21 protein-coding genes are annotated in these 23,353 nt (G+C 72.9%); 8 read left to right on the top strand and 13 right to left on the bottom strand.

Going from position 1 to position 23,353, the window contains the following annotated elements; all coding sequences use genetic code 11:
- Positions 1-49: 49 nt before the first annotated feature.
- From JJI54_RS00155 to JJI54_RS00120, 8 genes are read right to left on the bottom strand one after another with little or no spacing between them, the layout of a single operon-like run.
- Positions 50-2,395: an LPS-assembly protein LptD gene (locus JJI54_RS00155; protein ID WP_203069754.1), complete on the bottom strand. Its 2,346-nt coding sequence runs from the start codon at positions 2,393-2,395 to the stop codon at positions 50-52.
- Complete coding sequence (gene lptG / locus JJI54_RS00150; RefSeq protein ID WP_203069752.1) at positions 2,395-3,534, bottom strand: LPS export ABC transporter permease LptG; 1,140 nt, start codon at positions 3,532-3,534, stop codon at positions 2,395-2,397. The genes JJI54_RS00155 and lptG overlap by 1 nt, the downstream gene beginning before the upstream one ends.
- A gap of 4 nt (positions 3,535-3,538) precedes the next feature.
- On the bottom strand, positions 3,539-4,702 hold the full coding sequence (gene lptF / locus JJI54_RS00145) for an LPS export ABC transporter permease LptF (RefSeq protein ID WP_203069750.1): 1,164 nt from the start codon (positions 4,700-4,702) through the stop codon (positions 3,539-3,541).
- A gap of 48 nt (positions 4,703-4,750) precedes the next feature.
- Complete coding sequence (locus JJI54_RS00140; RefSeq protein ID WP_203069748.1) at positions 4,751-5,557, bottom strand: trypsin-like peptidase domain-containing protein; 807 nt, start codon at positions 5,555-5,557, stop codon at positions 4,751-4,753.
- A gap of 17 nt (positions 5,558-5,574) precedes the next feature.
- The gene (locus tag JJI54_RS00135; RefSeq protein WP_203069746.1) at positions 5,575-7,002 is read right to left on the bottom strand and encodes an FAD-binding oxidoreductase; all 1,428 of its coding nucleotides are present in this window, start codon (positions 7,000-7,002) and stop codon (positions 5,575-5,577) included.
- 44 nt (positions 7,003-7,046) lie between these two features.
- Positions 7,047-7,601: a chromate transporter gene (locus JJI54_RS00130; protein WP_203069744.1), complete on the bottom strand. Its 555-nt coding sequence runs from the start codon at positions 7,599-7,601 to the stop codon at positions 7,047-7,049.
- Between the two features lie 40 nt (positions 7,602-7,641).
- Positions 7,642-8,190, bottom strand: coding sequence for a chromate transporter (locus JJI54_RS00125; RefSeq protein ID WP_203069742.1), 549 nt, complete (start codon positions 8,188-8,190; stop codon positions 7,642-7,644).
- Between the two features lie 31 nt (positions 8,191-8,221).
- Complete coding sequence (locus tag JJI54_RS00120) at positions 8,222-9,115, bottom strand: LysR family transcriptional regulator (protein ID WP_203069740.1); 894 nt, start codon at positions 9,113-9,115, stop codon at positions 8,222-8,224.
- 114 nt (positions 9,116-9,229) lie between these two features.
- Here JJI54_RS00120 and JJI54_RS00115 point away from each other — a divergent pair, with 114 nt between their 5' ends.
- The 4 genes from JJI54_RS00115 to JJI54_RS00100 all read left to right on the top strand — a co-directional run bounded on the left by JJI54_RS00115 (position 9,230) and on the right by JJI54_RS00100 (position 14,132).
- A complete protein-coding gene (locus JJI54_RS00115) occupies positions 9,230-10,315 on the top strand; it encodes a 4-oxalomesaconate tautomerase (protein WP_203069738.1) in 1,086 nt (361 codons plus the stop codon).
- Positions 10,316-10,358: 43 nt separating this feature from the next.
- Positions 10,359-11,330 (top strand): Bug family tripartite tricarboxylate transporter substrate binding protein, encoded by a 972-nt coding sequence (locus JJI54_RS00110; protein WP_203069736.1) that lies wholly within the window; start codon positions 10,359-10,361, stop codon positions 11,328-11,330.
- A gap of 125 nt (positions 11,331-11,455) precedes the next feature.
- Positions 11,456-13,081 carry a tannase/feruloyl esterase family alpha/beta hydrolase gene (locus JJI54_RS00105; protein WP_203069734.1) on the top strand — a complete coding sequence of 542 codons (1,626 nt, stop codon included), beginning with the start codon at positions 11,456-11,458 and terminating at the stop codon, positions 13,079-13,081.
- Positions 13,082-13,094: 13 nt separating this feature from the next.
- On the top strand, positions 13,095-14,132 hold the full coding sequence (locus JJI54_RS00100; protein WP_226381324.1) for an alpha/beta hydrolase family protein: 1,038 nt from the start codon (positions 13,095-13,097) through the stop codon (positions 14,130-14,132).
- Between the two features lie 66 nt (positions 14,133-14,198).
- Here JJI54_RS00100 and JJI54_RS00095 read toward each other — a convergent pair whose 3' ends face one another.
- The 4 genes from JJI54_RS00095 to cysQ all read right to left on the bottom strand — a co-directional run bounded on the left by JJI54_RS00095 (position 14,199) and on the right by cysQ (position 18,336).
- A complete protein-coding gene (locus JJI54_RS00095) occupies positions 14,199-15,779 on the bottom strand; it encodes a hypothetical protein (RefSeq protein ID WP_203069732.1) in 1,581 nt (526 codons plus the stop codon).
- A complete protein-coding gene (locus tag JJI54_RS00090; RefSeq protein WP_203069730.1) occupies positions 15,776-16,465 on the bottom strand; it encodes a cysteine hydrolase family protein in 690 nt (229 codons plus the stop codon). Before JJI54_RS00090 ends, JJI54_RS00095 begins: the two co-directional genes overlap by 4 nt.
- Before the next feature lie 129 nt (positions 16,466-16,594).
- Positions 16,595-17,569 carry an L-threonylcarbamoyladenylate synthase gene (locus JJI54_RS00085; protein ID WP_203069728.1) on the bottom strand — a complete coding sequence of 325 codons (975 nt, stop codon included), beginning with the start codon at positions 17,567-17,569 and terminating at the stop codon, positions 16,595-16,597.
- The gene (gene cysQ, locus JJI54_RS00080) at positions 17,566-18,336 is read right to left on the bottom strand and encodes a 3'(2'),5'-bisphosphate nucleotidase CysQ (protein WP_203072264.1); all 771 of its coding nucleotides are present in this window, start codon (positions 18,334-18,336) and stop codon (positions 17,566-17,568) included. Before cysQ ends, JJI54_RS00085 begins: the two co-directional genes overlap by 4 nt.
- A 150-nt stretch (positions 18,337-18,486) precedes the next feature.
- Here cysQ and JJI54_RS00075 point away from each other — a divergent pair, with 150 nt between their 5' ends.
- The 4 genes from JJI54_RS00075 to JJI54_RS00060 all read left to right on the top strand — a co-directional run bounded on the left by JJI54_RS00075 (position 18,487) and on the right by JJI54_RS00060 (position 22,777).
- Entirely contained in the window at positions 18,487-19,971 is a 1,485-nt protein-coding gene (locus tag JJI54_RS00075) for a leucyl aminopeptidase (RefSeq protein ID WP_203069726.1), read from the top strand.
- 9 nt (positions 19,972-19,980) lie between these two features.
- Complete coding sequence (locus JJI54_RS00070) at positions 19,981-21,414, top strand: leucyl aminopeptidase family protein (RefSeq protein ID WP_203069724.1); 1,434 nt, start codon at positions 19,981-19,983, stop codon at positions 21,412-21,414.
- Positions 21,414-21,863 carry a DNA polymerase III subunit chi gene (locus tag JJI54_RS00065; RefSeq protein ID WP_203069722.1) on the top strand — a complete coding sequence of 150 codons (450 nt, stop codon included), beginning with the start codon at positions 21,414-21,416 and terminating at the stop codon, positions 21,861-21,863. Before JJI54_RS00070 ends, JJI54_RS00065 begins: the two co-directional genes overlap by 1 nt.
- Positions 21,864-21,955: 92 nt before the next feature.
- On the top strand, positions 21,956-22,777 hold the full coding sequence (locus JJI54_RS00060; protein WP_203069720.1) for an N-acetylmuramoyl-L-alanine amidase: 822 nt from the start codon (positions 21,956-21,958) through the stop codon (positions 22,775-22,777).
- A gap of 69 nt (positions 22,778-22,846) precedes the next feature.
- Here the strand turns inward: JJI54_RS00060 and JJI54_RS00055 are convergent, their stop codons facing one another.
- Positions 22,847-23,299, bottom strand: coding sequence for a hypothetical protein (locus tag JJI54_RS00055; protein ID WP_203069718.1), 453 nt, complete (start codon positions 23,297-23,299; stop codon positions 22,847-22,849).
- Positions 23,300-23,353: the final 54 nt, after the last annotated feature.

Genomic DNA, 23,353 nt, shown 5'->3' with positions numbered 1-23,353 from the left:
GGGGTATTGGGAAGGGCGCGAGCGTGCCCCGCCGGGTCCGGGCGCGTCATCACAAGGCGCGGAACCCGAAATCGCCGACCGTCTTCAGGCTGATGCGGAACAGCAGCAGCGTGCCGCCGGCATAGTCGCGCCCCGTATTCGGGTCCTGCGCCCGGTTGCGGACGAAGCGCGTCTCGAAGATCAGGCACTCATCCTCGTAGATCGCGCTGGCCGATCCGCTGACCGCGCGGTCCAGGTGGATGTCGTAGCGGCCGAAGGCGCCGATGCGCCAGTTCTCCGTCAGGCGGAGCGTGCCGCCGATCGACACCTCCTCCCGCTTCCGTGTCGTCACATAGGGGGCGGGGTCGGTCAGCAGGTAGCCGCCGGTCAGGGAGAAGGGGCCGCCGAAGACGGTGGCGCTGCCGTCCCACAGGCGGGGTTCCGTCGTCTCCCGGTCCAGCCGGGTGCGGCCGACCAGTTCCAGCCAGGGCACCGGCGCCAGGCGGAGGCGGCCGACCCAGTCGGAGGACCGGCCCTCCAGCCCCGTGCCCTGGGCGAAGGTGGCGTCCGTCGCGGCGCGGAAGGACCGGCCGGCGAGCGCCTCGAGCTGCCCGCCATTGGGGAAGAACCAGGCGCCGCGCAGCGCGGCATCCACGCGGGTGCCGCCTTCCAGCCGGTCCCGCCCCGGGAAGCGGTTCAGGCTGAACAGGTTGGCGTCGGTGAATTCGAGGTCGAGGCTGTCCTCGTTCGGGAAGCTGGTCTGCGCGCCGGTGGAGGGGCCGGTCACGACCTGCACCCGCGGCTCGATCAGCTGCGACCCCCATTCCCCCGCGCTGCGCAGGAAGGGCATGCGCCAATCCACCGCGCTGCGGATATGGGCGCGGCCGTAGAAGCCATCGCCCCCCGCATCGCCATAGGTGGGCGCCAGCGCCAGGCCATCCGCCCAGCCGCCCAGCACATCGGCATGGGTGCGGAAGGTCCAGAGATCGCCCGCTTCCCCGGTGAAGGGCAGTTCGTAGGACAGGCGGCTGCCGACGCGGCGCGTATCCGTGCCCGTGGTGCGGAAGATGCTGTAGGCGGAGGCGTCGAGGGTGAAGTTGCCGCCCAGCTCATCGGTCGGGAAGACGTAGTCCGCATAGCCCCGCGGCAGCACGACCGGGATCTGGCTGGTCGTCGTCTGCGAATCGAGGCCCTGGTAGATCATGCTGTCGATGCGGGCATAGCCTTCCGCGCCCCAGAAGCCTTCCAGATAGGCGCTGGTGGTCAGCACCCGCGGCCCGCCATAGCGCCAGGCGCGGAGATATTCGCGGGAGGAGGCGCGGTTGATGCCGAAGCCCGCGCGCCAGTTCTCATCCAGCGAGAAGCGGCCGCGGGAGAAGAGGTGGCCGCCCGTGCCGTCCGAGGAGGTGCCGTCCAGCGCGCCGATCGAGCCCTCGACCGAGAGGTCGCCGCTGTTGAAGCGGCGGCGATAGGCGACGCCGAGATTCGGGATCTGCTTCTCCGACAGCGTCGCGGTGACGGTGGCGTCGGAATGGTCGTCGATCGCCCAGTAGTAGGGGATCTCCGCGAAGGCGCCGAGCAGGCGGGTGGTGCCGAGCGTGGGCGAGAGGAAGCCCGAGGCGCGCGGCGCATCCGGCGAGGCATGGCTGAAATAGGGGGCGTAGAGCACCGGCCAGCCGCCGAACTGCACGGCGGCATCGCGGTAGCGCACGCGCTGTTCCGTGCTGTCCAGCGTCGCGACCCGGGCGCGCAGCTGCCAGAGCGGCGGGCGCGTCGGATCCTCCGGGCACAGGTCGCAGGAGGAATAGACGACGCGCGCCAGGTCCGTGACGGTGCCGCCGGTGCGCCGCGCGCCGGCGGCGGCCAGGCGGGCATTGTTGGCCAGCAGGCCGCGGATGCCCTCGATCGCGGCATCGCGCATGCCGCCCTGGAGTTCCGCGCGGTCGGCGAAGAGGGTCTGGCCGTCCGGCTCGATCAGCGCGACGTTGCCGGTGGCCACCGCGACGCCGGTTTCGCGGTTGTAGGTGAATTCATCGGCGCGCAGCACGCGGTCGCCCTGCCAGGCCTCCACCCGCCCGCGGGCGGTGACGGTGTTGGAGACCTGGTCGTACTCCACCTCCTCCGCCGTGAAGGTCACGGGTTCGTCGCTGCTGGCGCGGCTGCCGAAGCCGCCGAAGCCCTGGGGGGTGGCGGGGATGATGGGCAGCAGGACCAGCCAGGCGGCGGCCAGCGCGGTGCCGAGAAGCAGGCGGGCGCGGGTGCGCGGCCCGGCGGCGGGCGCGGATGCGGGCAGCGGCGCCGGCACCGCCAGGGACACAAGCCGGGGCGCGCGGCGCGGGCGCAGGCCCGTGGGCGCGCCGCCCGGGGCGCGCAGCGGCGGGGGCAGCTTTCCCGATCGGCCGCCGGGCTGGCGCATCAACCATCCTCCAGGTGCAGCAGCAGGGCGAGGGCCAGCAGCAGCCCCGCGACGGTGGGGGCCCAGGCGGCCAGCACCACCGGCAGGGACCCCGCCTCCCCGAATTCATTGCTGACCTTGTCCACGACGAACAGGGCGAATCCGGCGGCGACGCCACCGCCGATCATCTGCGCGACGCCGCCGCGCCGCGTCTGGCGCATGGAGAAGCCGGCGGCGAGCAGCGCCATGGCGATGGCGAGGACGGGCAGGGCCAGCAGGGACTGGAACTGGATGCGGTGGCGGACGGCGGAGAAGCCCGCCTCCTCCAGCACCGCGATGAAGCCGGGCAGGGCCCAGAAATCCAGCGTTTCCGGGGAGGCGAAGCTGTCCTCGATGCGGTCGGGCGTCAGCTCCGTCGGCAGGCTGATGGTGCCGATGGGCTTGGCGATGCGGTCGGCGCCGAAGGCCACCGCATCCTCGATCACCCAGGCGCCGGCGGTCAGGCGGGCGCGCGGCGCCTCCAGCCGCGACAGGGGCTGGTCCGCGGCGGTCAGGCGCCAGACCGAGACTTCCTGCAGCTCGAACCGCGCGCCGGCGCGGGGCAGGGGCTGGTCCGCGCCGCGCATGGCGACGGGGCGGCCGGAGATGATGGCGACGCCATTCGCCTCCAGCTCCCGGTCCGCCTGGCGGAGCCAGAGGCGCCCGCCGGCCAGCGCCGTCATGCCCCCGCCGGTGCGCAGGAAGGTCTGGTCCAGCCGTTCGGCGCGCGACAGCAGGGCGGAGGAGATGGGGGAGATGGCGCCGGTGGCGACCATGCCGAGCAGCAGCGCCACCACCAGCGGCCCGGTCAGGAACCCCCAGGCGGAGATGCCGGCGGCGCGCGCCACGATCAGCTCCGACGACCGGGTGAGCCGCCAGAAGGCGATGATGCCGCCGAGCAGGATGGAGAAGGGCAGGATCTGGAGGGAGACGAAGGGCAGGCGCAGGCTCGCGATCTCCAGCGCGATGCCGAAGCCGACATCGGGGCGGGTCGCGGCGCGGCGCAGCAATTCGATGAAGTCGAACAGCGCGACCAGGCCGGTCAGCGCCCCCAGCATCGCGAGCGTCATGCCGAAGAAGGCACGCGCGACATAACCCGTGAGGGTGGGGGTGAGGATCATGGGCTCAGGGGCCGCCGGCTGGCAGCGGGGGCGGCATGGGCAGGCTGCGCGGCCGCGGCAGGCCGGGCGCGCCCAGCATCCACCACAGCGCGACCAGCCCGGGGACGGTGGCGTGCAGCCAGATCAGCCAGACGAAGCTGTTGTCCCGCGTCGCGAGGTTGCCGATGGTGAGCCCCACCGCCAGCAGCCCGACCACGATGCCGATGCCGGTGGCGAGCCGGAGGCCGCCGCCATGCCGGCGGAACTGGCCGGTGAGGGCCACCGAGAGCCCGACCAGGGCGAAGGACAGCGCGGTGAGGGGGGCGGACATGCGCTGATGCGCCTCCCCCACGAAGCGCGCGATCTCCCGCGGGCGGAGGCCCTCCGCCGGGTCCGGGTGCAGCAATTCGGGGATGCTGCGTTCGCGCGAGTCGCGGAAGCGCGCTTCCTCCTGCCGCGTGGCGCGGGCCAGGTCGATGCTGTTCTCGTTGAAGGAGAGGACCGAGAGCCGCATGGGCTGGGCGCCGGGGGCGGGGTTGGGGACGCGCTCCATCTGCTGGCGGACGCCGTTCTGCAGCGTGACGCGCGGGCCGTTGGGGCCGGTGGTGATGCGGCCCTGTTCGGCCAGGATGGTGACGGGCGCGCCGCGTTCGCGGGCATCATGCACCAGGATGCCGCGCAGCGTGCCGTCCCGGTCCCGCAGCCGCGCATAGACCGTCAGGTCCCCGCCGACGGAGGAGAAGACGCCTTCCTGCACCAGGATCGCCGCCATCTGGTTGCGGATCTCGAACTGCCAGATGCGGAAGGCGGTGTGGGAGAGGGGGACGAGCCAGAGGTTCAGCACATAGCCCGCCGCGACCGCCATCAGCGCCAGCAGGATGCCGGGCCGCGCCAGGCGGAGCTGGGACAGGCCGGCGGCGCGCATCACCACCAGTTCCCGGTCGCTGTTCATCCGCACATAGACGAAGAGCACCACGACGAAGGTGGTGATGGGCAGGATCACGGCGAAGAAGCCGGGCAGCATCAGCCCCGTGAGCTGGATGAAGACGCCGAGCGAGAGGCCGCGGTCCAGCACCAGCTCGATGAACCGGAGCGACTGCGTCAGCCACACCAGCGCGGCCAGCCCGATGGTGACGGCCAGGAGGCCGCCCACCAATTGGCGCAGGATGTAGCGGTCGATCCGGGTCATCGCGGCCCTTCTACCAGCCCTTCGGGGCGCGCGGCAAAGCGGGGCCCCTCACGGCTGCATGAATCGCGCGATGGTTGACGCGGGGACGAGGCGGGTGCTGGGCGGGCCGCCATCCGAATCCCGGTGGCTGACGATCCCGGCCAGGCAGCCAGAGGCCGCTTCGAACACCGCGCCGCCGGATTCGCCGGGGGCCAGCGTCTCCGGGATCTCCAGGTAGCTGCCGAAGGCGCGGTCGGGGTCCGACCAGGGGGCGAGCAGCCGGGTGCGGATGGCGCGGCGGGGCGTGACGAGCAGGGCGGGCGTGCCGGGGGCGGGGGCGGCGGCGCAGGGGGTGGCGGCGGGCAGGGCGGGCAGCGCGCGGGTGGGGGTGACGATGGCCAGATCCTCCCCGCCCCAGTAGCGCTGGCCGATGCCGGCATCGACGCGGTCCCGCCCGGCGCGGAGGATGCGGGCCGGCGCTTCCGTGCCGCGGACGCCGAGCGTGACGGCGGGCTGGCCCTGGCGGTCCGGCGGGCAGAAGCCGCGCAGCCGCTGGACGGAGCCATCCACCACATGGGCGGCCGTGACGAAGCGGCCGCCGCCGAGATGGATGGCGGCGCCGGAGGCGTTGCAGTTCGGCGCCTCGCCGGAGCGGATCTCGGCGACGGTCGCGGTGGCGGCGAGGCCGGCCTCCGGCGGGCGGGCGGGGGTGGGGGCGCAGGCGGCGAGGAGAAGAAGCAGGGGGAGCGCCGCTCCCCCTGCACCCCCTCGCCAGGGTCCAGCCGGACCCTGGACCGGGCTCCATTGACGATGGTCCAGGGGGCTCTGCCCCCTGGCGGATGGGGTATGGGGAAGGCAGCGCCTTCCCCATCGCACCCGACCAGCCCCTGGCTTCAGGGCAGCACCTTGCCCGGGTTCATCAGGCCCGCGGGGTCCAGCGCCGCCTTGATGCGCTTCATCGCATCCAGCTCCGCCCCCCCTCGCCATGCCTCCATCATGTCCGTCTTCAGCCGGCCGATGCCGTGTTCCGCGCTGAAGCTGCCATCGAGGTCGCGGACGATGGCGTTGACGCAATCCATGATGTCGTGGCTGCGGGCCAGGAAGGCGGCGGGGTCCATGCCCGGCGGCTGTTCCAGGTTCATGTGGATGTTGCCGTCCCCGATATGGCCGAAGGGCACGGGGCGGCTGCCGGGGATCAGCTCCATCAGCGCGGCGGAGCAGCGGCGGATCATCTCCGGCACCTTGGAGACGGGGACGGAGACGTCGTTCTTCACCGACGCCCCCTCCCGCTTCTGCGCCTCGGGATGCTCCTCCCGGATGCGCCACAGCTTCTGGGCCTGGGCCTCGCTTTCGGCCAGAACCGCGTCGAGCACGATGCCCTCCTCCATCGCCTCGCCCAGCACGCCCTCCGCCATGTCGCGCAGGCCCGCATCGGGGCGGGGGGAGGCGAGGTCGACCAGCACGTAGTGGTCGGCGCGGTCGGAAAGCGGGCGGCCGATGCCCTCGATGTGCTGCACGCAGAAATCGACGCCGGTGCCCGACATGTATTCGAAGGCGCGCACCGCGCTTTCGTCCCGGTCGCGGAAGCGGCGGAACAGGCCGAGGGCAGCATCCTCATCCGCCACGGCGCAGAGCGCCAGCGCCGTGTCGCGCGGGCGGGGGAACATGCGCAGCACGGCGGCGGTGACGATGCCGAGCGTGCCCTCCGCACCGACGAACAAGTGCCGCAGCGCGTAGCCGGTATTGTCCTTCCGGAGGCGCCGGAGGCCGTTCCAGACCTGGCCGTCGGGCAGCACCACCTCCAGCCCCAGCATCAATTCGCGGGCATTGCCGTAGCGCACCGTGGTGTTGCCGCCGGCATTGGTGGAGAGCACGCCGCCGATCGTGGCCGTGCCCTCCGCACCCAGGCTGAGGGGGAAGAGGCAGCCGGCATCCTGCGCGGCGTTCTGCGCGGTCTTCAGCACCACGCCGGCCTCGGCCGTCATGGTCATGTCCACGGGATCGCAATCCCGGATGCGGTTGAGGCGGGCGAGCGAGAGGATCAGGTGGCGGCCGCTCTCATCCGGCACGGCGCCGCCGACCATGGAGGTGTTGCCCCCCTGCACGGTGATGGGCGTGCCGGTTTCCTGCGCCAGCTTCACCACGGCGGCGACTTCCGCCGTATCGGCCGGGCGCGCCACGGCCAGCGCGCGGCCCTGGTAGAGGGCGCGCCAGTCGCACAGATGGGGGGCGATGTCGGCGGGATCCGTGAGCAGGCCACGGGGGCCGAGGAGCGCGTGCAGCCGGTCCAGCAGGCCGGCCGGGGTGGGGGCGTCGGGCATTCCCTGCGTATAGCGCCGCCGCGCGGGGCTGTCGCCGTGGGGGGCTAGAGAAGCAGCGCGCCCGCGACCGCGCCGACGGCCAGCACCCAGAGCGGGCTGCGATCGGTCAGCCAGACGAAGAGGGTGGAGAAGACGGTCAGCCCCACCGCCAGCAGGCTGATGGCGGTGCCGGGGCCGGCGGGGTGCGCCGCGCCCTGCGCCAGGATGATCCCGGACGAAAAGATCAGCCCGACCGCGATGGGGACCAGGCCCTTCTCGATGATCCGCAGCCAGCGCGCCCCGGCCAGGCGACCACGGAGCTTGGAGAAGCCGAAGGCGAAGAGGCCCGCGGGGCCGGTCATGGCCAGCGTCGCCACCAGCATCCCCGCAAGCCCCGCCACCTGCCAGCCGATCAGGCCCACGACCAGCACATTCGGCCCCGGCGCGGCCTGGGCGAGGGCGAAGAGCTGGGCGAAGCGCGCATCCGTCATCCAGCCATGCACGTCCACCACCAGGCGGTTCATCTCCGGCACCACGGCGATGCCGCCGCCCACCGCGATCATGGAGATGGCGGCGAAGCCGATGGCGAGCTGGAGGAGGATGCCGCCCTGGTCGTTCATGCGCGGGTCCTGGTCGCGTTCACGCGCGGGTCCCGGTCGTTCACGCGCGGGTCCTCAGCGTCCACCAGGCGGCGGCGATGCCGAAGGGGGCGAGGCCGAGGACGATGTAGGGCAGCGGCAGGCGGAGAAGCGCGCCGCCGACCAGGGCGGCGATGCCCACCGCGACGATGGGCAGGGCGGGCCTGAGCCTGGTCGCCATCTTCAGCGCGGTGCCGAGGATCATCCCCGCCGCCGTCGCCGCCGTGCCGGCGAGGATGGCCTTGACCAGCGGCACCTCCCCATAGGCGTCATGCAGCGCGGCCAGCCCCATCAGCACCAGCAGCGGCCCGCCGAACAGCCCGAGGGTGGTGGCGAGCGCGCCCGCGCCGCCGCGGAAACGGTCGCCCAGCTGGATGGCGACGTTCAGCGCATTGGGGCCGGGCAGGACCTGGCCGAGGCCCAGCACCTCCGCATATTCCTGCTCGGTCAGCCAGCGCTTCTCCTCCACCAGCACGCGCCGCGCCCAGGCATTGACGCCGCCGAAGCCGACCAGGCCGATCTTGAGATAGGTGAGGAAGAGCTGCCCGACGGTCGGGCTGGGATCCGGCATGGCTGCAAGGGAGCGCGCGGGGCGCCCGGGATCAAGCCCCCCGCATGCCGCGGGCCAGCAGGTCGATCAGCGCGCGGGCGGCGGGGCCGGGTTCCGCGCCGCGCTTCAGCAGCAGGCCGGTGGCGCGATCCACCGCCGGGTCCGTCAGCGGGCGCGCCACCAGCACCGGGTGGGGGTCCCGCGGCAGGGCGAGGCGGGGGACGACCGCGAGGCCGAGCCCGGCCTCCACCAGGCCGAGGCTGGTGGAGAGATGCTCGGCCTCGTAGTGCCAATGGGGGCTGATGCCGCGGGGAAGCAGGGCGCGGTCCAGGATCAGGCGGTTGCCGGAGCGGCGGGAGACGCCGACCAGGCGCTCCCCCTCCAGGTCCTGCCAGCGGACGGCGCGGCGGCGGGCCAGGCGGTGGTCGCGGCGACAGGCGAGGACGAAGGGGTCGCGCCGCATGGGGCGGAACTCGACCTCCGGATGGGCCGCGCCTTCCATGCCCACGCCGAATTCGGCGGCGCCGGTGGCGACGGCATCGGTCACCCCCTCCGCCGAGAGGTCCATGGCGCGGACGCGGACGGCGGGGAAGCGCCGGGCGAAGGCGGCGAGCGTCGCGGGCAGGAAGTAGTAGGCGGCGGTCGGGATGCAGGCCAGGACGACGAGGCCGCGCCGCTGGGCCGCGACCTCCCGGATGCCGAGCAGGCTTTCCTCCAGCTCATCCAGCAGGCGGCGGGCGCGGGGGAGGAATTCGCGCCCGGTCTGGGTCAGCGCCACACGGCGTGTTGAACGGGTGAGGAGGGCGACGCCCAGCTCCTCCTCCAGCGCCGTCAACCGTCTGGAAATCGCGGGCAGGGATAGATGCAGCGTCTCCGCCGCGGGGGTCAGGCCGCCGGCTTCGGCGACGGCGACGAAGGTGCGCAGCTGGTCGAGGGCGATGGCCATGGTCGGGGAAGCCTGCGGCCGTCTTGCGCCGCGCGCAAGAGTACTGCCGATCTTTGCACTACTCCGCAGGGATCGGCGCGGCTATCACGCGCGGCGGAAACGGCCGGACAATCCATGCAGACCCGCATCCCCTGCGTCCTGATGCGCGGCGGCACCAGCCGCGGCCCCTTCTTCCTGGCCGATGACCTGCCGGCGGATGAGGCGACGCGCGACGCCGTGCTGCTGGCGGCGATGGGGTCGCCGCATCCCATGCAGGTGGATGGCATCGGCGGCGCGCAGACGCTGACGAGCAAGGTCGCGATCGTCTCCCGCTCCGCCATGCCGGGCATCGATGTCGACTACCTCTTCGCGCAGGTCGATGTCGGCCGCGCGCTGGTCGATACCAAGCCGAATTGCGGGAACATGCTGGCCGGCGTCGGCCCCTTCGCGATCGAGGCCGGGCTGGTCCGGGCGCGGGAGGGGGAGACGCTGGTGCGCATCCGCAACGTCAACACCGGCGCGCTGGTCGATGCCGCGGTGAAGACGCCGGGCGGGCGCGTGACCTATGAAGGCGATGCGGCGATCCCCGGCGTGCCGGGCACGGCGGCGCCGGTGGTGCTGCGCTTCCGCGACGTGGCCGGCAGCAAGACGGGCGCGATGTTCCCGACCGGGCGGCGGAGCGAGGTGATCGAGGGGATCGAGGTCACGCTGATCGACGGCGCCATGCCGATGATGCTGGTGCGCGCGGAATCGCTCGGCGTCTCGGCCGGGGACCGGCCGGAGGCGCTGGAGGATGACGCCGTGCTGCGCGCGCGGCTGGAGGCGCTGCGCCTGGAAGCGGGCCGGCGCATGGGCTTCGGCGATGTCTCCGACAGCGTGGTGCCGAAGCCCGCGCTGGTCGGGCCCCCGGCGGAGGGGGCGGACCTGGCCGCGCGCTACTTCACGCCCCATGCCTGCCACCGCGCCATGGCGGTGACGGGCGGCATCACCCTGGCCGCCGCCGCGCGGCTGGCCGGCACCGTCGCGACCGTGCCCGGCGCGGGCGAGGTGGTGCGGATCGCCCATCCTTCCGGCATCATGGAGGTGCCGATCGGGATGGAGGGCGACGCCGTCGCCTGGGCCGGCACGCTGCGCACGGCGCGCCGCATCTTCGAAGGCACGCTGCTGATCCCGGGGTCCGTCTGGCCGGGGCATGCGCGGCTGGCGGATGCGGCGGATTGAAGACCTGACGCCTCACACAACAAGAAAGCGGAAACCAGTCACCATGATCGATCGTCGCACGCTGCTCGGCACCGCGCTTGCGCTGCCCTTCGCGGGCCCCGCCCTGGCGCAGGACGGGCCCTTCCCCAGCCGCCCGATCCGCATCCTGCTGGCCTTCGCGCCCGGCGGGGGCACGGACCTCATCGCCCGCACGGTGGCGAATGCCATGAGCCCCGCGCTCGGCCAGCCCGTGGTGGTGGAGAACCGGCCCGGCGCCGGCGGCAACATCGCGACCGAGGCCGCGGCCAGCGCGCGGCCCGATGGCTACACGATGCTGATGGGCAACCATGGGCCGATGAGCGTCAACGTCTCCCTCTTCCGCAACATGCGGGTGAACCCGGAGACGGCGCTGGAGCCGATCGGGCTGGTGGCGGATGCGCCGCTGATCGTCGTGGTGGGGCCGAAGTCCCGCGCGACGAACCTGCAGGAGCTGCTGGGCGAGATCCGCGCGGCGCGCGGCAACATCACCTATGGCAGCGCCTCCAACGGCTCCGCCAGCCACCTGGCGGCGGCGCTGATGCTGCAGATGGCGGGGCTGGAGGCGGAGCACGTCCCCTTCCGCGGCGCCGCCCCCGCGCTGACCGACGTGGTCGCCGGGCACCTGCACTTCATGATCACCACGCTGCCTTCCGTGGTCGGCCTGCTGACCAGCAATTCGCTGCGGCCGCTGGCGGTGACGGGCGATGCGCGCATGACCATCCTGCCCACCATCCCGACGGTGGCGGAGACCATCCCGGGCTACAAGGCGACCGCCTGGTACGGGCTGCTGGTGCCGCGCGGGACGCCGGAGCCGGTGAAGGCGCGCCTCTTCGCCGCGATGCGGGAGGCGCTGGCCAATCCGGAGGTGGTGCGCCGCCTGCGGGATGAAGGGGCGGAGCCCTCCACCCTGGATGGCCGCGGCTTCGCCGAACTGATCCGGTGGGAAAGGGAACGCTGGGCAACCGTCGTCCGGCAGGCCAACATCACGGTGGACTGACGCCCGCCACGGGTGTGTCGTGCGACCCGGCCATCAAGGCCGGGCGCAAGGCGACCCCGCCAGCAAGGCGGGGCGCGGTGCGACCCCGGCATGCCGCCGGGGCGCAGGGGAAGGGGACGGGTACCATGAAGCACACCCTCGCGGTGGCGGCGCTGGCCGCTGCCGCCCTGCCCGCCATGGCGCAGCCCAGGCCGCCGGCCGAGGCCTGCGCGGCGCTCACGGGGCTGCGCATCCCGGCCGCCGCCATCACCCTGCCGACCACCGGCGCCGCCGTGACCGCGGCGCGGCTGGTGCCGGCGAACGAGGCCGGGAACCCGAACGGCGAATACTGCCGCGTGATGGGCGCCATCGCGCCGGTCGATCCGCAGGCGCCGGAAATCCGCTTCCAGGCCAACCTGCCGACGCATTGGAACCGCAAGGCGCTGCAATTCGGCGGCGGCGGCTACAATGGCCGCATCCCCGCCACCACGGGGCCGGAGGTGCATGGGCTGGAGGGTGCCGCGACGCCGCTCGCCCGCGGCTTCCTGACCTTCGCGGGCGATAGCGGCCACCAGGCGGAAAGCGCGGACGATGCCTCCTTCGCGCTGAACGAGGAGGCGCTGCACAATTTCGGCTATGCCCATATCCGCAAGACGCTGGATGCGGTGCGCGCCGTGGCCGGGGCGCGATACGGCGAGGCGCCGCGCCGCGTCTATTTCAACGGCGGCTCGACCGGGGGGCGGGAGGGGCTGACGGCCGCGATGCGCTGGCCGGAAGCCTATGACGGCATCATCTCCTGGTATCCCGTCAGCAGCTACATGGGGCTGCGGCTCTGGGGCGCGATGCTGGGCCGCGCGGTCTATGACGATGACGCGGCGGGCTGGATCCCGCCGGCGATGGTGACGCGGATCGCGCAGGAATCGCTGGCGCGCTGCGACGGGCTGGATGGCGTGGCGGATGGGCTGGTGAGCAACCCCGCGGCCTGCCGCGCCGGCGCGAGCGCGGCGCTGGAGGCGCTGCGCTGCAAGGCGGGAGAGACGGGGCATCCCGCGCATTGCCTGACCGCGACCCAGATCGACCGCACCATGCGCGTCTATCACCAGGGCTACACGCTGCCCTATGCCTTCGCGAACGGGCTGAACGACTACCTCGGCTACAACAGCCTGGAGGGGATCGCGATGCAGCTCGGCTCCCAGGCCGCGCTGACATCGCCGCCGCGATCGGGGCCCAACGCGCATCACGTCGATCGCGCCTACCAGTTCTTCCGCTACTTCGTGAATGGGGGCCGCGACCTCGACATGCGGAGGCTGGACGTGACGGCGGAGGGGCCGCAGCGGGAGCGGATCCTGGAAATCTCGCGGCTGTTCGATGCGTCGCGCGCCGACCTCTCCGCCTTCGCGGCGCGCGGCGGCAAGCTGATCCTGCTGCAGGGGAATGACGATCCCTCCGTCAGCCCCTGGGAGAATGCGCGCTTCCACCAGCGCATCGTGCAGGCGATGGGCGCGGAGCGCGCCGATGGCTTCGCGCGCTTCTTCCTGCTGCCGGGGCTGGCCCATGGCGGCGGGCGCTTCGCGCCGCAATGGGGCAGCGTGAGCGCGCTCGACAACTGGGTGGAGAATGGCGTGCCGCCGCAGGGGCAGGTGGTGGTGGACGGCACGGCGAGCCCGACGCGCGGGCGCACCCTGCCGCTTTGCGCCGCGCCGGCCTTTCCGCGCTATCGCGGGGAAGGCGATGTGAACCGCGCCGCCAGCTTCGTCTGCGCGGTGGAGTGAGAGGAAGGAACCGATGAAGAAACTCGTGATGGCGGCGGCGATGGCTGCGATCTTGGCCGCGCCGGCGATGGCGCAGCAGGCATCGCAGCTGCCGCCCGTCTCGCTGCAGAGCTGGGGCAGCTTCCATGTCGGCGGGCGGGAGGTCGTGATCTCCGGCCAGCCGGTGCGGGAGGTGCTGTTCAGCCCGGGCGGCGTGCCCGCGCGCGTGGATCCGAACGGCACCTACCTCATGGGCTCGATGTACGCGCAGTACATGATCCCATCCAATCCGCGCGGCCAGGCGCCGATCCTGCTGTGGCATGGCGGCGGGCTGACGGGCGTGACCTATGAGACGACGCCCGACGGGCGCGAGGGGTGGCAGCACTTCTTCCTGCGCCGCGGCTGGCCTGTCTATGTCAGCGACGCGGTGGAGCGCGGCCGGTCCGGCTGGTCCATGATCCCGGAGCAGACCGGGGGCTCCCACCTCCTGCTGACGGTGGACAATCCCTTCGAGCGGTTCCGCATCGGCAATGGCCCCGGCAGCTTCGCGCGCGGCGAGGTGCTGCCGGGCAACCAGTTCCCGGCGGATCGCGAGAGCTACATGAACTTCATGCGGCAGATCGTGCCGCGCTTCACCACGACGGATGAGCTGACGCTGGAGGCCTATCTGGCGCTGCTGGACCGTGTCGGGCCGAGCGTCGTGGTGGCGCATAGCCAGGCCGGGCTGTTCGGCTGGCGCGCGGCGCAGGAGAGGCCGGACAAGGTGCGCGCGCTGGTGCTGGTGGAGCCCGCGGCGGTGGGCGATCCCGCCAAGGTGGCGGCGCTGCGCAACATCCCCGTGCTGATGATCTATGGCGACTACATCGCGCAGGACAGCCGCTGGCCGACCATCCGCGCCAATGGCGTGCGCTTCGCGGAAGCCGTGCGCGCGGCGGGCGGCAGCGTGGATGTGGTGGACCTGCCGGAGCGCGGCATCCGCGGCAACAGCCACATGCTGATGATGGACCGCAACGGCGACCAGGCCGCCGGCGTGATCCAGGAGTGGCTGGCGAGCAAGGGGCTGTACCAGTAACGACGGTCCAGGCCCGTCTCGGGCCTGGCGGATGGGGTCTGGGGAAGGCAGCGCCTTCCCCAGGATTCACTCAGCGGCGGCAGGGGCGCGGTTCAGCTTCGCGCGCAGCGCCCCTTCGATCTCCGCCTGCCGGCTGACCGCGTAGAGGAAGGCGCCCACCAGCGCATAGGCCGCGGCGACGCCGGGCGTGACGGCGATGCCCACGGCGGGCCCGTGCATGAAGCCGAAGAAGGTCAGCACCGCGCCGGCGCCGGCGAAGTAGCTGGCCTTCACCCATTCCTTGTCGATGATGAAGGCGGCGATGGCGGCGAGGATGAGGCCCGAGAGGATGGAGCCCTCCCCCAGCACTTCCAGCCCCGGATAGAGCACGCCGACCTGGCCGAGCTTGTCCATGCCGACCGAGACGGCGTTGGTGCCCGCCGCGCCCAGCGCGCCATCGATCAGCGTCTTCGCCCAGGCCGCGAGATGCGGCACCAGGCCGAGCACCACGGCGGGAGCGTGGGATTTCGGCGTCTCCTGGAAGGCCTGCGCGCCGATCAGCATGCCGATGTAGAGCAGGATCGGCGCGATCGCGACGACCGGGATCAGGTCCAGCAGCAGGGAGATGATGCCGAGCCAGGTGACGACCAGCACGGCCAGGCCCGTGGCGGCGGAATAGCCGATGCGCCCGCCCATGGATTTCCAGCCGGGGTGGCCGATATAGACCGCGTTGATGAAGGGGTTGCCCATCAGGCAGCCAACGAGCGAGACGGCGCCATCGGCCGTCAGCACGCGCGTGGTCGGGAAATGGTCGCCGGCCGCCTCCGCGCTCTCCACATTGTCCATCGCCTCCACCAGGTCATAGATCCCGAAGGGGATGGCGGTGACGAGGATGATGCCGATGAACTCGAAGCCGCCGAAGACATGGTCGATGGCGGGGATCGGCACGGAGAAGCCGATATTGGTGAGCCCGCCCAGCAGCTTGTCGAGGCTGCGGCCGCCGAAGCCGAGGCCGAGCGCGGCGGCGCCCCAGGCGATGAGCATGCCGAAGGCGATGGCGACGAGGCCCGCCGGGATGCCGCGGGGATAGCGCAGCGCGCCGAACCAGGCGGCCAGCACGATGGCGAAGCAGACGATGCCGATCACCGGCGTCATGAACATCTCCAGCGCCGGGCGCATGGAGATGAAGGTGATGGAGACGCCGGCCAGCGTGCCGAGCAGCGCCGCCCGCGGCGTCACCTTCTTCACCCAGGGGGCGAGGAAGGCGCCGGCCATCAGGATGAAGCTCTGGACGAACACCCAGGTGAGGCCCGCTTCCCAGCCCTTGATCGGGTCGTTCGTCCGCGCCGAGATCGGCAGCATGATGACGAAGACGACGACGAACATGTGCGGCACGGAGATGCCCGATGGCAGCGCGCAGACATCGGATCGGCCGGTCCTGAGCGCGAGGCGGTAGGCGAGCCAGGCGTAGTACATGGTGGACAGCGCCATCATCAGCCCCGCGGCGGGCAGGATGCGGCCGAAGACGATGCTGTCCGGCATCTGCAGCACGAAGCGCAGCAGCCCGGTCAGCACCAGCAGGTTCACCAGGATGTTGGTGCCGAAGCCGAACAGCGCGTTCCAGTCGCCGGGCGACCAGAGCACGGGTTTTTCCGTCGTGGTGCTCATGCGGCTTTCCCTTCGCGATGCGGGTGGAGCGCGGCGGTGACGCGCGCGGCTTCGGAGACCCAGCCGAAGATTCCCCCCTGCGCGCTGATCATGCGCAGCGCCGTGGCGTGGAACTCCGGGAAGTAGGAGGCGCAGGCATCGGCGATGACGAGGCAGCGGAAGCCCCTGTCATTCGCCTCGCGCACCGTGGTGTGGACGCAGACTTCGGTGGTGACGCCGGCGACGAACAGCACCTCGATCCCCCGGTGGCGGAGCATGGGTTCAAGTTCGGTCGCGTAGAAGGCGCCCTTGCCGGGCTTGTCGATGACGGGCTCGCCGGGGAGGGGGGCGAGCGCCTCGATGATGTCGTGGCCGGGTTCGCCGCGGATCAGGATGCGGCCCATCGGGCCGGGATCGCCGATGCGCTGGCCCTTCGGCCCGCGCTCCACCTTGGCGGGCGGGGCGTCGGACAGGTCGGGGCGATGGCCTTCCCGCGTGTGGATCACCAGCATCCCCGCGGCGCGCGCGGCGGCGAGGACGGCCTGGCAGGGGCCGATGGCGGAGGCCAGCAGCGAGACGTCGTTGCCGAGGCTTTCCCCGAAGCCGCCGGGTTCGAGAAAATCCCGCTGCATGTCGATGACCACCAGCGCGCTGCGCGCGGGGGTGAAGGCGAAGGGCGCGGGATCGGCGGGGATGACGGCTGCCATGCTTGTCCCTCGGGCGGTGGCCACGGAGGGGGACAAGCAAGCGCGGGGCCAGCCTGAATGGCGGGCGAATGGTCAGGGGATGGCGCAGCGATGCCCGATCGGCAAGCGTGCTGCGCGCGAAACGGTCAGTCAGCCCCGCGGGGCGGCGGCGCGGGCCAGGCGGTCATTGATGGCCTCGCCCAGGCCTGACCCGGGGATGGGCATGGCGGCGATGCCGACCAGGCCGAGGCGCGCGCCTTCCGCATCCAGCCAGCGCAGCCCGGCGAAGAGCCGCGCGGCGGCCTCCGCCATGTCGCCCGACGGCGAGAGGTTCCAGAGCGCGCCCGCACCCCGCAGCGGTTCGGGTCCGAAGGCGAGCAGCGCTTCCTCCGCCAGCACCACCGTCGCTTCCAGCCGCACCGGCAGGCGGGGCGCGTAGTGGGAGAGCATCAGCCCCGGGCTGCGCAGCGTCTGCGTCGCGGCGGCGGCGGCGGCGGGGATGGGGCGGCCGATCGGGCCGATCACGGCCTCGATCGCGGCGGCCGTCACGCCGCCCGGGCGCAGCAGCACCGCGCCGCCCGGCGAGGACAGGTCGAGCACCGTGCTCTCCACGCCCACCGCGCAGGCGCCGCCTTCCAGCACGGCGGCGATGCGCCCGCCGAGGCCGGCCAGAACATGGGCGGCGGTGGTGGGGCTGACCTCCCCGGAGCGGTTGGCGGAGGGGGCGGCGATGGGGATGCCGGCCTCCGCCAGCAGCGCCAGCGCCTGGGGGTGGCCGGGCACGCGGACGGCCAGCGTATCCAGCCCCGCGCCGGCCAGCAGGTCGATCCGGGACTCCGGCCGGCGCGGCAGCACCATGGTCAGCGGGCCGGGCCAGAAGCGCTGGGCCAGCGCGCGCGCGCGGCCATCCGCCACCACCTCCGCGAAGGCGGCCTCGGCGCTGGCGAAATGGGAGATCAGCGGGTTGAAGTGGGGGCGGCCCTTGGCCTCGAAGATCGCGGCCACGGCGCGGGCGTTGCGGGCATCGGCGCCGAGGCCATAGACCGTCTCGGTGGCGAAGGCGACGAGCGCACCCTCCCGCAGCAGCCGCGCGGCTTCCGCCACCTCCGTCAGTCGCAGGGTCACGCGGGAAGGCCCTTGCCCTCGGCGATGAAGGGCGGGTTGCGCCAGCCGGGCTTGCCGTAGCGCAGCGGCGCGCCGGACCAGTCCGCCATGCGGCCGCCGGCGGCGATCAGCACGGCTTCCGGCGCCGCCGTGTCCCATTCGCTGGTGGGGCCGCGGCGGGGGTAGTAGTCCGCCGCGCCTTCCGCCAGGCGGCAGAACTTCTCGGCCGATCCGATGCTGGTGACGGAGACGACGTGCCGTTCGGCCAGGAAGTCCAGGATGCGGGGGTCACGGTCATGCCGCCGGCTGACCATCGCGGTGGCGCCGCTGGCCGGGATGCCGCGGACGGCGATGGGGCGTTCGCCGGCGGCGTCCCGCTTCCAGGCGCCCTGGCCGACGATGCCGGAGAAGACCTCCCCGGTCGCGGGCAGGGCGACGGCGCCGAGGATGGGGCGGCCATCCTCGACCAGGCCGATATTCACGGCGAAGCTGTCATGGCCCTCGGTGAATTCCGCGGTGCCGTCCAGCGGATCGACCAGCCAGAAGCGGCCGGCGGGGACATCCGCCTGGCCGGCGGCGACGGCTTCCTCCGCCACCACGGGGATGCCGGGGGTGGCTTCCCGCAGGCCTTCGACGATCAGCGCCTCCGCGATCCGGTCGGCGACGGTGACGGGGGAGTGGTCGCGCTTGTGTTCCACGACGAAGCCGGCGGCGCGCACGGCGTTGATGGCGGCGGCCGCCGCCACCGCGAGACGCACGGCCAGGCCGAGCAGATCCTCGTTCCGCATATCGGTGCTGTAGCGCCGCCGCGGCGGCTGGGAAAGCAACGGCGTGTTTCGCGCGTTTCTGGACGGTGCGGCGCCCTGTTCCCCGGTTGTGACCGGCGGCGGCGGGGATGATAGTCTGGCGGCGAACAAGCCGGACGGACGCCGCACCCCATGCCCGACATCGCCTTCGTCAAAGCCGCCCTCCCCAAGTCCGGCACGCTGGTCCTCCCGATCGCGGAGGGCGCGGCGCCGGCGGGCCTTTTCGCGCAGGCGGAGCAGGAGGCGGGCGGCGCGCTGGCCCGGGCGCTGGAGGCCGCGGGCTTCAAGGGGCGGAAGGGCCAGGCGACCACCCTCTGGGCGCTGGGGGGCTTCACCAAGGTCGTCGCGGTCGGCCTGGGGAAGGAGGCGGAGCTGGACGCCGCGGCGGCGGAGGCGGCGGGCGGCGCGCTGATCGGCGCCCTGGCCCAGGACCGGGAGGCGACGGTGGCCGCCGATGCGCTGCCCCCCGCCCTGGCGGCGAGCCTCGGCCTTGGGGCGCTGCTGCGCGCCTGGCGCTTCGACCGCTACCGGACGCGGGAGAAGGAGGAGGACAAGCCGAAGCTGGAACGCCTGGCGATCGCGACGGCGGAACCCAACGCCGCCAAGCAGGCCTTCGCGCCGATGCGCGCCGTGGCGGATGGCGTCTTCCTGACGCGGGAGCTGGTGAGCGAGCCGCCCAACATCCTGCACCCCATCGAATTCGCCGAACGCTGCCGGGGGCTGGAGAAGCTCGGCGTCGAAGTGGAAGTCATGGGGCTGAAGGAACTCGCGAAACTCGGCTTCGGGGCGATGATCGGCGTGGCGCAGGGCAGCCAGCACGAACCCCGCCTGGTGGTGATGCAGTGGAAGGGCGCGCCGAAGAACCGCCGCGGCGCCAAGCCCATGGCCTTCATCGGCAAGGGCGTCACCTTCGACACCGGCGGCATCTCCATCAAGCCGGCGGGCGGGATGGAGGACATGAAGTGGGACATGGCCGGCGCCGGCACCGTGGTCGGGCTGATGGCCGCGCTGGCGGGACGGCGCGCCAAATGCGACGTGGTCGGGCTGGTGGGGCTGGTGGAGAACATGCCGTCGGGCACCGCGCAGCGGCCGGGCGACGTGGTGAAGACCTACAGTGGCCAGACGGTGGAGGTGATCAACACCGATGCCGAGGGGCGCCTCGTGCTCGCCGACGTCATCTGGTACGCGCAGGAACGCTTCCAGCCCCGCTGCATGATCGACCTCGCGACCCTGACGGGCGCCATCATCATCGCGCTCGGCCACGAGCATGCCGGGCTGTTCAGCAATGATGACGACCTTGCCGCCCGCATCCTGGCCGCCGGCCAGGCGGTGGGGGAGAAGGCGTGGCGCATGCCGCTCGGCGATGCCTATGACAAGCAGATCCGCTCCGACATCGCGGACATGAAGAATGTCGGCGGGCGGCCGGGCGGGTCCATCACCGCCGCGCAGTTCATTCAGCGCTTCGTCAACACCAAGGACGGGCCGATGCCCTGGGCGCATCTCGACATCGCGGGCACGGCCTGGAGCAGCAAGGACCAGCCGACGGTGCCGAAGGGCGCGACCGCCTTCGGCGTGCGCATGCTGGACCGGCTGGTGGCGGAGATGGGCGAGGGCTGAGGCCGGGCCATGCTGGCCGTCCGCTTCCGCAGGACCGCGCCGCTGGGCGGGCGGCTGGTGCTGCCGCTGGCCGCCGGCGCGGCGCCGCCCGCCCCCTGGGCCGCGGCCGCCGGGGCCGCCGGCTTCCGGGCGGAGGAAGGCGCGGTGCTGGACCTGGCGGGCGGGCCGCTGCTGCTCGGGCTCGGCACGCCGGGGCGGGCGCTGGACTGGGAAAGGGCGGGCGCCGCCGCCGCGCTGGCGCTGAAGGCGGGCGATGCGGTGCTGGATGCGCGCGGCCTCGGCGCCGGGGACGCCGCCGCGCTGGCGGCCGGCATGGCGCTCGGCGCCTGGCGCTTCGACCGCTACCGCCGCAGGCCGGCGGAGGAAGCGCCGCCCCGCGCCGTGACGGTGCTGGCGGATGACCCCGGCGCGGCGCGGGCGGCCTGGCGGGGCGCGGCGGCGGCGGTGAAGGGCTGCCTGGTGGCGCGGGACTGGACCACGGAGCCCGCCAATGTGCTGACCACGCGGGATTTCGTCCGCCGCCTGCGCGGCCTGGCGCGGCACGGGATCGAGGTGGAGGTCTGGGGCCGCAAGCGCCTGGCGCGGGAAGGCTATGGCGCGCTGCTGGCCGTGGGGCAGGGCAGCGCCTTCCCGCCCCGCCTGGTGACGCTGCGCTGGAAGGGCAGCCTGGTGGCGCCGCCGGTCGCCTTCGTGGGCAAGGGCCTCGTCTTCGACACCGGCGGCATCTCCATCAAGGGGGCGCAGGGGATGGAGGCGATGCGGGCGGACATGGCGGGGGCCGCGGCCTGCGCGGGGGCGATGCTGGCCCTCGCGCGGCGCAACTCCCCCTGCCCGGCGGTCGCGGTGCTGGCCATCGCGGAGAATGCGACGGGCGCGGCCTCCTACCGCCCCGGCGACGTGCTGCGCACGGGGTCGGGCCGCACGGTGGAGGTGATCGACACCGATGCGGAAGGGCGCCTGGTGCTGGCCGATGCGCTGCATCACGCCGTGACGCGCCATGCCCCGCGCGCGGTGGTCGATCTCGCGACGCTGACGGGGGCGGTGGTGACCGCGCTCGGCCACCATCGCGCCGGGCTGTTCGGCAATGACGGCGCGCTGGCCGCCGCCCTGGCCGCGGCGGGGGAGGCGGTGGGCGAACCGCTCTGGCCGCTGCCGATCGGGGAGCGGCACCGGGAGGATCTGCGCTCCGACATCGCCGATCTCCGGCAGTGCCAGGCGGGGCGCCTGCTGCCCGATGCCTGCCATGCCGCGGCCTTCCTGGAGCATTTCGTGGGGGATGTGCCCTGGGCGCATCTCGACATCGCGGGGGTGGATACGCAGGACGGGGCGCATGCGCTGGGCCCGGCGGGGGCCACGGGCTTCGGCGCGCGGCTGCTGGATCGCTGGGTGGCGATGCACCATGAGGAGGCGGACCATCACGCCGCGCCGGGGGCGCGCGGCTGATGGCGGAATACGGCTTCTACCACCTGACGCGCACGCCGCTGGAACAGGCGCTGCCGAAGCTGCTGGGCCGGGTGCTGGCGGGGGGCGGGCGGGCCATGGTGCGGCTGGCGTCCCAGGAGCGGCTGGAGGCGCTGGACGCCACGCTCTGGACCTGCCCGGACCCGGACTGGCTGCCCCATGGCACGCCCCGCATGGGCCATGCCGCCCTGCAGCCGATCTGGCTGACGACGGAGGATGGGGAGGCCCCGAACGGGGCGCGCTTCCTCTTCCTGCTGGAGGGGACGAGCAGCGCGCATCTCGAGGCCTTCGACCGGGTGCTGGACCTGTTCGATGGCGGGGATGAGGCGGCGGTGGCGGCGGCGCGCGGGCGCTGGAAGGCGGCCAAGGCGGCGGGGCATGCGCTGGCCTATTGGCAGCAGGGGCCGCGGGGGTGGGAGAAGAAAGCCTGACGCGATTCGCCGCGCGGCAACGCGCGCCAGGGTTGCAGGACACCGCCGGGCGGCGTTAACGTTCCGGCCGCGCAAGGCGGTGGGGGCGGGCGATGCAGGTCAAGCGCAACAGGCTGGACGGCGTGCCCTTCGATGCCACGCCGCATGTCGGCGGCAAGATCACGCCGCGCTTCATCGTCATGCACTACACCGCCGGCGGCTCCGCGCTGGGCTCCGTCCGCGCCATCAAGGATCGGGGCCTCTCCGCGCATCTCTTCGTGGAGCGCGACGGCTCCATCATCCAGACGGTGGAGTTCACGACCGAGGCCTTCCATGCCGGCCCCTCCACCTGGCGGGGCTTCAACGGGCTGAACGGCCATTCCATCGGCATCGAGATCGCCAATCTCGGCTTCCTCGACCGGCGCGCCGGCGATGGCTGGACGCGGGACGGGCTGGGCCGCGTCTTCACGGCCGAGCAGGTGGTGGTGGCGCGGCACCGCAATGGCGGGCCCGAGATGGGGTGGGAGGCCTTCCCGGAGCCGCAGCTGCGCGCGGTGGAGGCCATCACCCTCGCGCTGCGGGAGGCCTATCCGACCATCCAGGAGGTGGTCGGCCATGACGACATCGCGCCGACGCGCAAGGTGGACCCCGGCCCGGCCTTCCCGATGCGGCGCTTCCAGGCGCTGGGCGGCGGCGCGGCGGGTTCGGGCAGCCTGGCGGAGCGTGACCTCGGCCAGTTCGAGGTGGTGGTGCGGGACGAGCTGAACCTGCGCGGCGGGCCGGGCCCGGCCTTCGCGGTGGTGGGGAAGCTGCCGCCGGGGACGAAGCTGCGCGTGCTGCGGGAGGAAGGCGACTGGCGCCTGGTGGATCTGCAGGGCGATGGCGTGCAGGACGGCTTCGTGCACGGCGCCTTCCTGCGGCGCCTGGGAAGCTGACCCGGCCTGGACATCTGTTTCCGCGCATTGTCCGGGTCGCCGGGCGATGCCGCCCGACTCGAAAATGCCCTATCCCACCGCGCGCTGCGCCTTGCTGTCCGCGAAGGCGGCGGCGACGATCATGCCCGCGCTGATGCCGGCCAGGTAGGTCGCCATGGCGACCGCGGCCTCGGACACGCCGTAGCGCAGCACGGATGGCGCCTGGTCGAAGACCAGCAGCCCGGCCAGCGCCATGCTGACGGCATAGGCCACGGGCATCAGCCTCTCCCGCGCCAGCACCATGCGCGCCAGCGTCACCGCCACGCTGCCGGCCAGGAAGCCCAGCGCGACTTCCGCGACGACGGCGCGCATGACGATGTCGAACAGCCCGGCGCTGTGCTGGTTCAGCACATAGCGGATGTCATGCGTCGAGAGCGGCGGGGTGGTGAAGGCGGGGGTGATGAACAGCGGCCGCACGATGAGCCCGGCGATCACGCCCGGCAGCAGCAGCAGGGAGACCAGGATGACCGCGGCGACGACCATGAGACCCTCCGCCGCGAAGGGTAGATGACTCGATGCCGCGGAACAAGTCGACAA

It is taken from the genome of Falsiroseomonas ponticola (assembly GCF_016805305.1).
GTDB classification, from domain to species: Bacteria; Pseudomonadota; Alphaproteobacteria; order Acetobacterales; family Acetobacteraceae; genus Falsiroseomonas; species Falsiroseomonas ponticola.
The sequence above is the reverse complement of the archived record's forward strand: the minus strand, read 5'-3'. Positions and strand labels throughout refer to the sequence as shown.